This is a genomic window from Pseudonocardia autotrophica, assembly GCF_003945385.1.
In the GTDB taxonomy this organism is placed as follows: Bacteria; Actinomycetota; Actinomycetes; order Mycobacteriales; family Pseudonocardiaceae; genus Pseudonocardia; species Pseudonocardia autotrophica.
In genome coordinates this window covers 7133232-7146364 of the sequence record NZ_AP018920.1, presented here as the reverse complement: position 1 = coordinate 7146364, position 13133 = coordinate 7133232, and the positions used below count along the sequence as shown (strand labels likewise).

Below are 13133 nucleotides of genomic sequence, written 5' to 3'. Positions count from 1 at the left end.
CGTTGTCGGGACATGCCGTTCGTGCTGCTCTACATCGTGCTCGAGGTGCTGGCGATCGTCGCGCTGGCGTCCTGGATCGGTGCGGGCTGGACCATCCTGGTGCTGCTCGCCGGCTCCGTGCTGGGCCTGTTGCTCGCCCGCCGCGAGGGGGTCCGCGCCGCGCGGGCGCTGGGTGCCGCGGTGCAGCGGGGGAAGCTCGCGCACGAGGAGGCCACCGACAGCCTGCTGATCGCGATCGGCGGCGTGCTGCTGTTCCTGCCCGGCCTGATCACCGACCTGCTCGGGCTGGCGCTGGTCTTCCCGCCGACCCGTGCGCTCGCGCGGCGGCGGATGGTCAGCGCGGCGGAGCGCGCGGCGCCGGGTCTGCGCACCGCGCGGATCCGCTACGGCGCCACCGTGGTCGACGGCGAGACGGTGACCGAGCCGGGGCCCGGGCCCGACCGGGCCACCGGCTATCCGTTGATCACCGGGCCCGCGGCCGGTGGTGGCGGGCCGGTGGTCGAGGGCGAGATCGTCGACGACGACCGGAGCCGGCGCGACTGACCGGCGCCGGCGCGACCGAGCGGGGCCGGTGCAATTGACTGAGGTCAGCACGACCGAGCGGGGTGGCGGGGGTGACGGCGCGCACCCCCGCCGGTCTCACCAGCCGGGTCGGGTGCCGACCAGGAGGATGCGCAGGCTCTCGAGCCGGCGACGACGCTGTGTGTTCGGGCGCATCCGCAGCGTCGAGTGATGCGTCTCGGCGGCGCGATGCCGTCCACGACGTGGGGTCACGGCGCTTCCTTCCAGGGGAGGGAACGGGTGCGACATGCTGTTCTGTAGTCATATTCGCTGGTCGAGGCCGGTTCCGGAAGGTCGACCGACGGAGGCCACCGGATCGTGACTACAACGGTGTTATTCGGGTCCTTGCGTCTCACTGACGGTCGGTGAGACGTCGACCGAGCGACGCCGGAACAGTGATGACGCGGAGGCGTTATCACTCTCCGTGATGTCTTGTCGGGGCGTGTTCGGCGGCGTCCGGGCCGTTTCCGGCCCATCGGTACGGAGCGGGGCCGCAGGTGGCGGGGAAATCGGCGTCGAAGCACGGCCCCCGGCGGGAGTCGTGGGGCGGGGTGGCGCACGGTGGCGGCGAGAAATCCGGTCACCGTGCTCCCGCTGGGCCGTGCGGGTGATGGCGACCGACACGCCGGGCGCTCGCTATCGCCGTATACGAAATCCGGAAGATCGGCGGATACCGTCGGATCATGGACCCGGTGCGCAACCCGTTCGCCCCCGGCGCCGGGCAGCGCCCGCCCGAACTGGCCGGCCGGGACCGTGAGGTCGACGCCTTCGAGATCGTCCTGGAGCGGGTGGCGCGCGGCCGGCCGGAGCGCAGCCTGGTGCTCACCGGTCTGCGCGGGGTCGGCAAGACGGTGCTGCTCGGCGAGTTGCGCTCGATGGCGATGCACGCCGGCTGGGGCGCCGGGAAGATCGAGGCACGGCCGGAGGCCGACCTGCGCCGTCCGCTGTCGGCGGCGCTGCACCGCGCCATCCGTGATCTCGCCGTCCGGCACCGGGCCCCGGAGCGGATCGACGAGGTACTCGGCGTACTGAAAGCGTTCGCGCTGCGGTCCTCGCCGGAGGGCACCAAGCTGCGCGACCGCTGGCAGCCGGGCATCGACGTCCCGGTCCGCAACGGCCGGGCCGACTCCGGTGACATCGAGATCGACCTCGTCGAGCTGTTCACCGAGGTCGCCGAGCTCGCGCAGGACGTCGGCTCGGGCATCGCCCTGCTCATCGACGAGATGCAGGACCTGCGGGCCGAGGACGTGTCCGCCCTCTGCGCGGCCTGCCACGAGCTGTCCCAGTCCCGGGTGCCACTGGTCGTCGTCGGGGCCGGGCTGCCGCACCTGCCCGCGGTGCTGTCGGCGTCGAAGTCCTACTCGGAGCGGTTGTTCAAGTACTCGCGGATCGACCGGCTGGACCGCGCCGACGCCGACTTCGCGTTGCTCGCACCCGCGGAGCGGGAGGACGCGATGTTCGACGGGGAGGCGCTCGACGACCTGTACCGGCGCTCCGGCGGCTACCCGTACTTCGTCCAGGCCTACGGCAAGGCGGCCTGGGACGCCGCGCCCACCAGTCCGATCGGGGTGCGCGACGTCGAGATGGCCGCCCCCGAGGCGGAGGCCGAGCTGGCGGTGGGCTTCTTCGGGTCCCGGTTCGAGCGTGCCACCCCCGCGGAGCGGGAATACCTGCGTGCGATGGCCGAGCTGACCGACGGCGAGGACCTGCCGGTCGAGACGGCGGGGGTGGCGAAGCACCTGGAGCGGCGGGCGTCGTCGCTGTCGCCGGCCAGGGACAGCCTGATGAAGAAGGGCCTGGTCTACTCGGCGCAGCGGGGCCAGATCGCCTTCACCGTCCCGCACTTCGGGCGATACCTGCTCGCGAACACATGAGCACTCGCCCGTTCGAGTGAAAAGAACTTGCGGTGTAACGCGTCGTCGACGTGCGACGACGTCCCTGGTGAGCCCCGCGGTGCAACCGGACCCCCGACTCGGTCGCACCGCGGGGCGTTCCACGTCCGAGGCCTCCCCCGCTCCTCCCGGGCGCTGCCGGGGGCGCCCCAGCGGGGCCGTAGCATCTTGCGGGTGGCCGAGCCCAAACTCGAGATCCAGATGCTTCATGACCGCGTCATGATCAAGGCGATCGAGGGTGCCGGTGAGCGACGGAGCTCGGCCGGAATCGTGATCCCGGCAACCGCGCAGGTCGCCAAGCGTCTGGTCTGGGGAGAGGTGGTCGGGGTGGGGCAGCACGTCCGCACGGTGAAAGCCGGCGATCGTGTCCTTCTCGCCACCGACGACCAGTACGAGGTCGAGATCGGTGGGGTCGCCCATCTGGTGATGCGCGAGCGGGACCTGCACGCGGTGGCCAGCGAGGCTGCCCAGTACGGGACCGGTCTCTACCTCTGACCCTGGTTCCGCCGGCCCTGCGCGGCGCGGAACCGGCAGGAACCACGGCAGTGCGGAAAGGAAGTCCGACGTCATGCCCGAGCGTCAGTCCCCGTCCGGCGAGGACACCGAGCAGCCGGTGACATCCGCACCGGATCCGGCGACGGGAGACGGTGACGAGGCCGGTGGGGGTCCTGAGACCACGGAGTCGTCCGGTCGGCCGGTGATGCCGGCCCGCCGCCCGTCCCCCCGCCCCGTCCCCGCACCGCAGGCCGACGGAGCCGCACCGACCGCGCCGCCCGCAGCCGGGCGTCCCTCGCCGGGGCCGCGCCCCGTCGATCCCGCCGAGGCCGTCGAGCAGGCGCCCGCGGATTCCCCGGCGGCCAGGGCGGTCGCCGGCCAGGCCGCCGCAGCCCACCCGCAGGCCGGTACCCCGGCCGCCGGGCCGGATCAGACGGGTACGGGCACCGACGGGGCGACCGCCCCGGGACCGGCCGCCACCCCGTCCGCTCCGCGCCCGGGTACCGCCCCGCCGCAGACCGGCGGCGCTCAGCCGGGCAACGGCCCCCAGCCGGGTAGCGGCGCTCAGCCGGGCAACGGCTCCCAGGGGGGCAACGGGCCCCAGGCGGGTTCCGCCGCCCAGCCGGTGACCGGCGCCCGGCCCGACGGCGCGCCGCGCCCCGGCCCGGCCGCCGGAGCTGCCGGAGCCGGAGCAGCAGCAGCCGGAGTCGGCGGAGCGGCCGCCCAGCAGGGCGCCGAGCCGGGTCCCGGCCCCGCCGAGCCCGCAGGTTCCGCACAGCCGGGCTCCCCGACCGTCCCCGCTCCCACCCCGAAGGCCGCGGATGCCCCGACCGTCCAGCACCCGGCGGCCCCGGCCGGCACCGACCAGGACACCGTCCGGGTCGCACCGGTGAGCGAGCAGCAGACCCACGTGATGCCCCGGGTGACCCCGGCGTCCGCGCAGGCCGACGCCGGCGGCTCGGGTGCGCAGACCGAACGGATCCGGACCGGCGGTGCGGCTGCACTCGGCGGCGGCACGGCTGCACTCGGCGGCGGCACCGCGGCGACCGGCCCGGGTGGGCCCGGCGGGCCCGGTGGCCCGGGCGGTCCCGGCTCCGGTTCCGGCGGTACCGGTGACGGCGACGATGCGGGCCGGTCCGGCCGCAAGCGTCCGAAAGCGCTGATCATCGCGGCCGCCGCACTCGGTGTGCTGGCACTCGGATACGTCGGTGATCTCGCGCTGTCCTCGGGCAGCGTCCCGCGCGGGGTCGTCGTCGCCGGCCAGGAGATCGGTGGCATGTCCCGCGCGGCCGCGACCGAGAAGCTGCAGGCTGCGATCGAGCCCCGCTCGACGGCCCCGGTGCCGGTGCAGGCCGGTGAGATCCAGAGCGAGATCGACCCGCGAGCCGCGGGGCTGCGGGTGGACTACGACCGCACCCTCGACGAGGCCGGCGAGCAGCCGCTCAACCCGATCACCCGCATCTCGTCGTTCTTCGGCAACCGGGACGTGCCGGTCGTCAACTCCACCGACGACCGGGCCGTCCGCACCGCGCTGGAGCAGATGGCGCCGCTGGTGATGAAGGAGCCGAAGGAAGGCTCGGTCACCTTCGAGGGCCTGGAGCCGCGGCCGGTGGAGCCCGAGCCCGGCCAGGAGCTGGACGTCGACGCGGCCGTCGGGGTCGTCGAGCAGCGCTGGGCGGACGGCCGGCCGGTGGAGCTGCCGCTGATCATCGAGCAGCCCGCCACCACCCAGGCCGACGTGCAGCAGGCGATCGACGAGGTCGCCCGCCCGGCGGTCTCCGGTCCGCTCACCGTCACCGGCGAGGGCGCGAACGCGACCATCCCGCCGGAGGAGATCGCCAAGTCGCTGAGCTTCACCGCGGACCCGGAGGGGACCGCGAAGCTGAAGCCGGAGATCGCGACCAAGACGCTGGAGGACACGGCCGCCCCGCAGCTGGCCGACACCGAGCGCCCGGGCGTCGACGCCGAGCTGGACTTCGCGGCCACCCCGCCGCGGGTGATCCCCTCGGAGGACGGCCGCGGGGTCGACTACGAGGCGACGTTCGCGAACGTCCTCCCGGTCCTCACCGGCGAGGGCCCGCGCGAGGTGCCCGCGGTGTACGCGGAGCAGCCCGCCGAGATCACCACCGCGGACCTGGAGTCCCTGGGCAACGCGGTCGAGATCAGCACCTTCACCACCGGTGGTTTCGCCGCCGACTCGGGACAGAACATCCGGCGTGCCGCCGAGGCGGTGGACGGCCAGATCGTCGCGCCCGGCGAGACGTTCAGCCTCAACTCGGTCACCCTGCCGCGCAACGAGGCCAACGGCTACGTCGAGGCGGGCGTCATCGAGGACGGTCACCCGGCGCGCGGTGTCGGCGGCGGTGTCTCCCAGCTCGCCACGACGCTGTACAACGCGTCGTACTTCGCCGGGATGACCGACGTCGAGCACAAGGAGCACAGCTACTACATCAGCCGTTACCCGGTGGCCCGTGAGGCGACGGTGTTCAACAACCTGATCGACGTCAAGTTCCGCAACGACGGGCCGACCGCCGTGTTGATCAGGGCGAACTGGACGCCCAGCAACGTCACGGTGACCTTCCTCGGCCAGAAGATGTGGGAGGTCGGGTCGGCGACCGGGCCGCGGACCAACCCGACGGAGCCGCAGGTCGTGGACATCCCGGCGGGCGAGGCGTGCAGCCCGAGCAACGGTGCGCCGGGCTTCACCGCCACCGACACCCGGACGATGCGCAACGTGCAGACGGGCGAGACGCAGACGGAGACGCGGACGGTGCGGTACAACCCTCAACCGATCGTGCGCTGCGGCGGCTGATCCGGTGATCCGTCCGCTCTGGAGCTGACGAGAGGTGCGTCACGTTCGTACCCTGGTCCCTCGGCCGACGTCGGAGCGAGGGATCGGGGTTACCGGATGCGAATCGGGGACATTCTCAAGGGCAAGGGCAGCGCGGTGACCACTGTGGCGCCGGACTCTCCGGTGACGGAGGTCGTGCGCTTCATCGCCGAGGTGAACCTCGGTGCCCTGCCCGTGGTGGACGCCGGACGGCTGGTGGGGATCGTGTCGGAGCGCGACATCGTCCGCCGGCTGCATCAGCAAGGCAACGAGTCGCTCGACGCCCGGGTGTCCGAGGTGATGACGGCGGACGTGGTGACCTGCTCACCGGACGACGGCGTCGGCGAACTCGGCCGGATCATGACCGATCGCCGGATCCGGCACCTCCCGGTGGTCGTCGACGGAGAGCTGATCGGCATCGTCTCGATCGGCGACCTGGTCAAGGCCCGGATCGACATGCTCGAACAGGAGCGTGAGCAGCTGGAGAGCTACATCGCCCAGTAGCGCAGGCCGAACGTGAGAGGGCCCCGGGCGGGGAGTCCGCGCCCGGGGCCCTCTCATCGGCGGGACCGGATCAGAACGCGGCCTCGTCCAGCTCCATCAGCGCGTTGTCCGCGTTGTCGATGATCGCCTTCTCCGAGGTCAGGCGGGGAAGCACGGTCTTGGCGAAGAACGATGCGACGCCGACCTTGCCCTCGTAGAACGCCCGGTCCTTGGCCGGGGCCCCGTCGCGGCCCAGCGCCTCCAGCGCAACCGTCGCCTGCCGGAGCAGCAGCCAGCCGACGAGCAGGTCGCCGACCGCCATCAGCAGCCGCACCGTGTGCTGGCCGACCTTGTACAGGTTCGTGACGTCCTCGGCGGAGGCGTACAGGTGCCCGGTCAGCGTGCCGAGCATCCCCTGGACGTCGGTGAGTGCGGTGCGCAGGAGCTCGCGCTCCTCCTTGAGCCGGCCGTTGCCCGCGTCGGAGTCGACGAACGCCGCCACCTCGCCGGCGACGTGCGCCAGCGCCTGGCCGTTGTCCCGCACGATCTTGCGGAACAGGAAGTCCAGGGACTGGATCGCGGTCGTGCCCTCGTACAGCGAGTCGATCTTGGCGTCCCGGATGTACTGCTCGATCGCGTAGTCCTGCAGGAAGCCCGAGCCGCCGAGGGTCTGCAGCGACTGGACGAGCTGCTCGGTGGCCCGCTCCGAGCCGACCCCCTTCACGATCGGCAGCAGCAGGTCGTTGACCTTCTCGGCCAGCTCGGTGCTGATCCCGCCGCCCTCGTCGCCGAGCCGGATCCGGTCCTGGAAGGTCGAGGTGTAGGTGTAGACGGCGCGCAGGCCCTCGGCGTAGGCCTTCTGCAGCATCAGGCTGCGCCGGACGTCGGGGTGGTGGGTGATCGTCACCCGCGGCGCGGTCTTGTCGGTCATCCGGGTCAGATCGGCGCCCTGCACCCGCTCCTTGGCGAACTCCAGCGCGGTCAGGTAACCGGCCGAGAGCGTGCCGATCGCCTTGGTGCCGACCATCATCCGGGCGTACTCGATGACCTGGAACATCTGGGCGATGCCGTCGTGGACATCGCCCAGCAGCCAGCCGACCGCGGGCGTGCCGTGCGCCCCGAAGGTCAGCTCGCAGGTGGTGGAGGCCTTGAGGCCCATCTTGTGCTCGACGTTCGTCACGAAGGCACCGTTGCGCTCACCGGGCTCGCCGGTCTCGGTGTCGAAGTGGAACTTCGGCACCAGGAACAGCGACAGGCCCTTGGTGCCCGGCTTCGCGCCCTCGGGGCGGGCCAGCACCAGGTGCATGATGTTCTCGGTGAAGTCCTGCTCGGCCGAGGTGATGAAGCGCTTCACACCCTCGATGTGCCAGGTGCCGTCGTCCTGCGCGATGGCCTTGGCGCGCCCCGCGCCGACATCCGACCCGGCGTCCGGCTCGGTCAGCACCATCGTGGCGCCCCAGGCCCGGTCGATCATGAGCTCGGCCCAGCGCTTCTGCTCGTCGGTGCCGTTGCGGTGCACGATCCCGGCGAAGTTCGGCCCGGCCATGTACATGAAGACGGCCGGGTTGGAGCCCAGCATCATCTCGGCGGCGGCCCACTGCACGGACGGCGGGATGCCGTAGCCGCCCAGCTCGGTCGGCAGGCCGAGGCGCCACCACTCGCCGTCCCAGAGGACCTTGTAGGCGTCCTTGAGTTCCTGCGGGGTGCTGACGGAGAAGGTCTTCGGGTCGTAGACCGGCGGGTTGCGGTCGATCGTGGCGTAGTGCTCGGCGAGCGGGCCGGTGCACACGGCGGACAGCTCGGACAGCACGCCCTTGGCGGTGTCGAGGTCGACCCCCTCGAACGGCCCGGTGCCGAGGTGGTCCTGCACCCGGAAGACCTCGAAGAGGTTGAACTCGAGGTCGCGCAGGTTGCTCTTGTAGTGGCCCATCAGTCCTTCACCGCCGTTCCTGCCAGGGCCGATTCCATTACCGGCCGGTAACTGCCGCCAGGGTATTACTGGTCGGTAACTACTGGCAAGGCCGACTGCCGCCCGGCGCAGCGACACGAGCGAGTGATGCATTCGTCCGGCGTGCCCGAGTCGCGGATCAACTGTGATAGCTGAGAATGACGCGACGCCAGAGGCTCAGGGGACGCTCGTGGCGCATGTGACTCAGGACGGCGCCAGGGGTAGCGGTGCTCGTCCGGAAGGGCGGACGACCATGGGCGATCCGGAGGGGCGACTGCGCTGGAGCCGGCGGGGAGCGCTGGCGGTCGGCGCGGCTGCGGGGGCCGGTCTGGTCGTGCCGGGCCTCGCCGGTCGGGCGCACGCGACGGAGCCACCGACCACCGAGCCCGCGCCGCGGCCGCGCCCGGCCAGGGTGCCGGGGCCGGAGTCGGTGCCCGGACCGGAGGGGATGCCCGGGCCGGCGGCCGGGGCCGGCGGTCTGTCCGAGGCGGTCCGCGCCCCGTACATCGCCCGGTGCTTCGAGTGGGGGGCGCGCAAGCCCAAGTTCCCGCCGAAGATCTGGGACCGGCGGCCGATCCGGATCCTGGTGCACCACACCGCCGGGGCGAACACCACCGACTACAGCGTCGGTGCGGCGCACCGGCTCGCCCGGGGCATCCAGGCGTATCACATGGACAGCAACGGGTGGCTGGACTCGGGTCAGCACTTCACGATCTCGCGCGGCGGGCACATCATGGAGGGCAGGCTCTACAGCCTCGGCGAGCTCAACGGCGGCCGCCGCGTGGTCGAGGGCGCGCACAGTCCCGGCCAGAACGTGATCGCGATCGGGATCGAGAACGAGGGCACCTACATCGGTGTCGAACCGACCCCTGCGCTGTGGAACTCGCTGCGCGCCACGTGCGCCTACATCTGCCTGAAGTACGGGATCGCGCCGACCGAGCTCTACGGGCACCGCGACTACCGCAACACGATCTGCCCCGGGGACCGGCTCTACGGCATGCTGCCGCGACTGCGCTCCGAGGTCGCGGGCCTGCTCGGGCGCCGGCTGTCCCGGACCGAGGCCGGGAAGGCGAGCTGGCCGCTGCTGCGCGAGGGCGCCTCCGGTGCCCTCGTCGAGGCCGCGCAGTACCTGCTGCGCGATGCCGGGACGCTGCGCGGGAAGCCGGACGGCCGCTACGACGACCGGACCGTCACCGCCGTCACCGAGTTCCAGACCGCGCACCGCGCCGACGACGTCAACGGCATCCTCGGTGGCGAGTCGTGGCCGGAGCTCGCCCGCACCGTGCGTGCCGGGACCGAGGGCGACGCCGCGCGGGCGGTCGAGGTGCTCGCGGCGTACCGGAAGGTGGAGAGCGTGCCGGACGTCGTCGACCATCCGGTCTGGCAGCGGCTGCTGGGGACCGGCGGCTCGCCGGTGCCGGTCGCCGAGGACCCGCCGGGAGTCCTGGACCGCTGACCCCGGACGGCGGCGCGGCCCCGGCCGCGGCGCGGGGCCGGTCCGTCCGCACGGGACCGTCCGTCCGATTCGGGCGAAACGAGGTGTTCTGTCGGGTATCGTGGTCGACGCCATGGACCAGCCCCCGCCGCAGTTGCGCCGCGCCGTCGCCTGGTGGGCAGCGGCCGTCGTCACGCAGGTCGCAGCGGTACTGGTCGCCGCGACCACTCCCCCGGTCAGCGGCGTGCTCACCACCACCGCACTCGTCCTGATCATGCTGGCCGTCCCGGCCGCGCTCGCCCACCGGATGCTGGCCGGGCGGGCCCGTGCCCGGACCGGTCTGCTCGTCGCCGGCGTGATCGGCGCGCTGCTGGCGCTGCTCCCGCCCGGGACACCGTGGCCGTTCTCCGCCCCGTCCGGGGCGCCCGCCGTGCTGGTCGCGCTCGGTGTCACGGCCGGAGTGCTGACCGTCGTCGCGGCGCTGGCCTCGTTCGCCCCGCGGGTCTCGGACCACCTGGCCGCCCCCCGGGCACGCACGAACGGCTGAACCGGCGACGGGACGAGGCACTAGTCTCGCCGGGTGCTCAACCGTTGCCCCGCGTGCGATGCCCCTGCCGCCGAGCCGTTCTTCTCGGTGACCGGGCTCCCGGTGCACGGGACCGCGGTGCTGCCCGATCCGGCGTCGGCCCGCGCCGTGTCGGTCGGCGACCAGGTGCTGGTGCTCTGTGAGCGCTGCGGGACCGTCTTCAACCGCGACTTCGCCCCGGACCTGCTCGACTACTCCGGCGACCACGAGGAGTCCCAGCACCACTCGCCGCGGTTCGCCGCCTACGCCGAGGAGATCGCCGCCGACTGGGTGGCCCGGTTCGAGTTGTCCGGCGCGCACGTCGTCGAGGTCGGTTGCGGGTCCGGGGACTTCGCGGCCGAGCTGCTCAGGGCCGGCGCCGGCCGGGTGACCGGGATCGATCCGCACTTCGTCCCGGAGCGGGTCCGCCCGGAGCTCGCCGGGCGGCTCACCGCGGTCCCGGCCGAGTTCGCCGGGGACCAGGTCGAGCCGGGCACCGCCGCGCTGGTCTGCCGGCACACCCTGGAGCACATCCCGGCGCTGGCCGGCTTCGGTGCGGAGCTGCACGCCGGGCTCCGCCGGGGAGGCGGCCGGGCGCTGCTGGCCGAGGTGCCCGATCTCGGCCGGATCCTGGCCGAGGGCGCGTTCTGGGACCTGCAGTACGAGCACTGCTCCTACTTCACCCCGTCGACCCTGCGCACCTTCCTGCTCGGCGCGGGCTTCGCCGATCCGCGCACCCGGCTCACCTACGCCGAGCAGTACGTCGTCGCCGAGGCCGGTCCGGACGGCACGCCCGGCCCGGCCGGACTCGAACAGCAGCTGCTCGACGGGCTCCGCACCACCTGCCACGACTTCGCGGCCCGGGTCGGGGACCAGATCGGACGCTGGCGGGACTGGCTGGGCGAGCGCGCCGCGGCGGGCGACGAGATCGTGGTGTGGGGCGGCGGGGCCAAGGGGCTGACCTTCCTCAACGTCGTCGAGGGCGGTGCCGGCGGCCCGGGTGCGGTGCACGGCGTCGTCGACATCAACCCCGGCCTGCAGGGCCGCTACATGGGCGGCCTCGGCCTGCCGATCCGCGCGCCGAAGGACCTGCTGGACTCGCCACCGCGGTCGGTGCTGCTGATGAACCCGGTCTACACCGGCGAGGTCCGGTCCACACTGGACGCGCTCGGGCTGGGATCCACCGAGTTGCTCGCGGTCTGACGGGTCGCCGGTCCGCGGCCTGCAGCGAGCGGATCGAAGTCGTCGGGCCATGCCGACATCAGGGACCGGTCGGCGAGGACGGCGCCGGCCCGCACCTCGGCCAGGAGGTCCCGGCCGGTGATCGCGGCGGCCGCCTGCAGCCCGCTGACCATCGAGCCCTCGGTCGCCGGGCCCCACGGGGTGCTCGTCCCGGCCAGGTAGAGGCCCCGGATCGGGGTCGCCGGGCCGGGCCGCATCGGGCCGGTCTGGGTCGGTGAGGGCGCCAGGCCGAACGGTGCCCCGGCGGTGTTGCCGACGAATCGCTCCTGGGTCGCCGGGGTGCCCAGCTCGGCGAGCCGGACCCGGCCGGAGGAGCCCGGGTAGGCCCGTTCCATGCGTTCGAGCATGCCGTCGAGCACGATCTTCTTGATCTCCCGGTAGCGCGGGTCGTTCCGGTACCCCCCGGACCGGACGTCCGCGCCGTCGAACCCCCAGAGCGCCGGGTCCGCCGGTGCGATGGTCTGGACCTCGATGGTGGCGTGTTGCGCCGGGGCGGCCCGCCGGTTCGACGGGTCGCGCCGCGACGAGGACTGCACGAACATCGGCTGGCTCCGGGCGAACTCGCGGGCCCACGCCGGCCCGTCGGTGTGTCCGCGGCCGCCGATCAGCCGGTCCCCCAGCCGCTTCAGGGCCGTCAGCGAGGTCAGGTCGTCCCACTCGGGGATCACGAAGTGGTTGGTGTTGGGGGCCGCGGACAGATCGAGATCGACGCCGAAGAAGCCGTTGATCAACGGCTGGGACATCGTCCAGCTCCGGACCCGCGCGCGGGTGGCGGCCGGCAGGTGCTCCGGGCCGATCAGCTCCCGGAACGTGCGCAGGACGTCCATGGCGGAGACGACGGTGCTCGCCCGCACGGTCTCCCCCGACTCCAGCCGGACGCCGGTGACCTGCCGGTTCTCGACCAGGATCCGGTCCACCCCGGTGCCGGTCCGGATCTCACCGCCGTGGCTGCGGATCACCTCGGCGAAGCCGGCCGCGAGCATCTGGCCGCCGCCGCGCGGGTAGTAGGCGCCCCGGCCGACGTAGTTCTCCAGGAATGCGGCGTGGCCCAGCGTGCTGAGCGTGGTCGGGGTGGCGGCCTGGGTGCCGTTCTGCACCGACATCGCCAGCATCGTCCTGGGGCGGAGCCCGGCGGCGACGAGCAGTGACACGTAGGGCGCGAGCGCGAACGGGGCGGCCCGCCCGGCCCGGGCCACCGCCCGGCCGAACGCGGTCACCGAGCCCGGGTCGCTGCCGCGGTCGAGCGACTCACCGAGCCGGCGCAGCACCGACACGACCCGGCGCAGCCCGCGGCGGTCCTCCGGGAAGGTGTCCAGCAGGTTGCGCTCGAAGGTGTCCCATCCGACGGGCACCCGGACCTCGGCGCCGGGGGCGACGATCGTGTCGAAGCCGGACCGCTCCAGCGGCAGCCACTCGATCCGGTCGTCGAGCCCGAGCCCGCGGAGCAGGGTGGGGACCTGGCCGCCGGGGCCGCAGTCGCCGACGTAGTGCACGCCGCAGTCGAACTCCCAGCGCCCCTGCCTGCGGAAGACGTGCGAGCTGCCGCCGATCGCGGTGTAGCGCTCGACGAGCAGGACCTGGTGCCCGAGGGCCGCCAGGTGCGCGGCGGCGCTGCAGCCGCCGAGGCCGGCGCCGACGACCACGGTGTCGTATCGGTTCGACATGGCTCCCCCGAGCTTCGG

General features: G+C 73.1%; 10 protein-coding genes. 8 read left to right on the top strand and 2 right to left on the bottom strand.

Annotation, left to right across the window (positions count from 1 at the left end):
* Window positions 1-12 precede the first annotated feature (12 nt).
* The 5 genes from Pdca_RS33330 (at window position 13) to Pdca_RS33310 (ending at window position 6282) form a co-directional block, all read left to right on the top strand.
* Window positions 13-543: an FxsA family protein gene (locus tag Pdca_RS33330; RefSeq protein WP_085915518.1), complete on the top strand. Its 531-nt coding sequence runs from the start codon at window positions 13-15 to the stop codon at window positions 541-543.
* A gap of 701 nt (window positions 544-1244) precedes the next feature.
* Window positions 1245-2435 (top strand): ATP-binding protein, encoded by a 1191-nt coding sequence (locus Pdca_RS33325; RefSeq protein WP_085915517.1) that lies wholly within the window; start codon window positions 1245-1247, stop codon window positions 2433-2435.
* 192 nt (window positions 2436-2627) lie between these two features.
* Window positions 2628-2948, top strand: a complete 321-nt coding sequence (locus Pdca_RS33320) for a GroES family chaperonin (protein ID WP_085915516.1) — start codon at window positions 2628-2630, stop codon at window positions 2946-2948.
* A 73-nt stretch (window positions 2949-3021) separates the two neighbouring features.
* On the top strand, window positions 3022-5760 hold the full coding sequence (locus tag Pdca_RS33315; protein ID WP_085915515.1) for a VanW family protein: 2739 nt from the start codon (window positions 3022-3024) through the stop codon (window positions 5758-5760).
* 96 nt (window positions 5761-5856) lie between these two features.
* Complete coding sequence (locus Pdca_RS33310) at window positions 5857-6282, top strand: CBS domain-containing protein (RefSeq protein WP_085915514.1); 426 nt, start codon at window positions 5857-5859, stop codon at window positions 6280-6282.
* Window positions 6283-6352: 70 nt separating this feature from the next.
* Here Pdca_RS33310 and Pdca_RS33305 read toward each other — a convergent pair whose 3' ends face one another.
* Window positions 6353-8191, bottom strand: coding sequence for an acyl-CoA dehydrogenase (locus Pdca_RS33305; protein ID WP_085915513.1), 1839 nt, complete (start codon window positions 8189-8191; stop codon window positions 6353-6355).
* Window positions 8192-8462: 271 nt separating this feature from the next.
* On the opposite strand from Pdca_RS33305, the gene Pdca_RS33300 reads away from it, so the two are divergent.
* The 3 genes from Pdca_RS33300 (at window position 8463) to Pdca_RS33290 (ending at window position 11412) form a co-directional block, all read left to right on the top strand.
* Complete coding sequence (locus tag Pdca_RS33300; protein WP_085915512.1) at window positions 8463-9665, top strand: peptidoglycan recognition protein family protein; 1203 nt, start codon at window positions 8463-8465, stop codon at window positions 9663-9665.
* A 112-nt stretch (window positions 9666-9777) separates the two neighbouring features.
* Window positions 9778-10191 (top strand): hypothetical protein, encoded by a 414-nt coding sequence (locus Pdca_RS33295; RefSeq protein ID WP_125911660.1) that lies wholly within the window; start codon window positions 9778-9780, stop codon window positions 10189-10191.
* A gap of 33 nt (window positions 10192-10224) precedes the next feature.
* Window positions 10225-11412 carry a class I SAM-dependent methyltransferase gene (locus tag Pdca_RS33290; protein ID WP_085915510.1) on the top strand — a complete coding sequence of 396 codons (1188 nt, stop codon included), beginning with the start codon at window positions 10225-10227 and terminating at the stop codon, window positions 11410-11412.
* Here the strand turns inward: Pdca_RS33290 and Pdca_RS33285 are convergent.
* Window positions 11343-13115: a phytoene desaturase family protein gene (locus Pdca_RS33285; RefSeq protein ID WP_085915509.1), complete on the bottom strand. Its 1773-nt coding sequence runs from the start codon at window positions 13113-13115 to the stop codon at window positions 11343-11345. The two genes, Pdca_RS33290 and Pdca_RS33285, sit on opposite strands and share 70 nt — an antisense overlap.
* Window positions 13116-13133 lie beyond the last annotated feature (18 nt).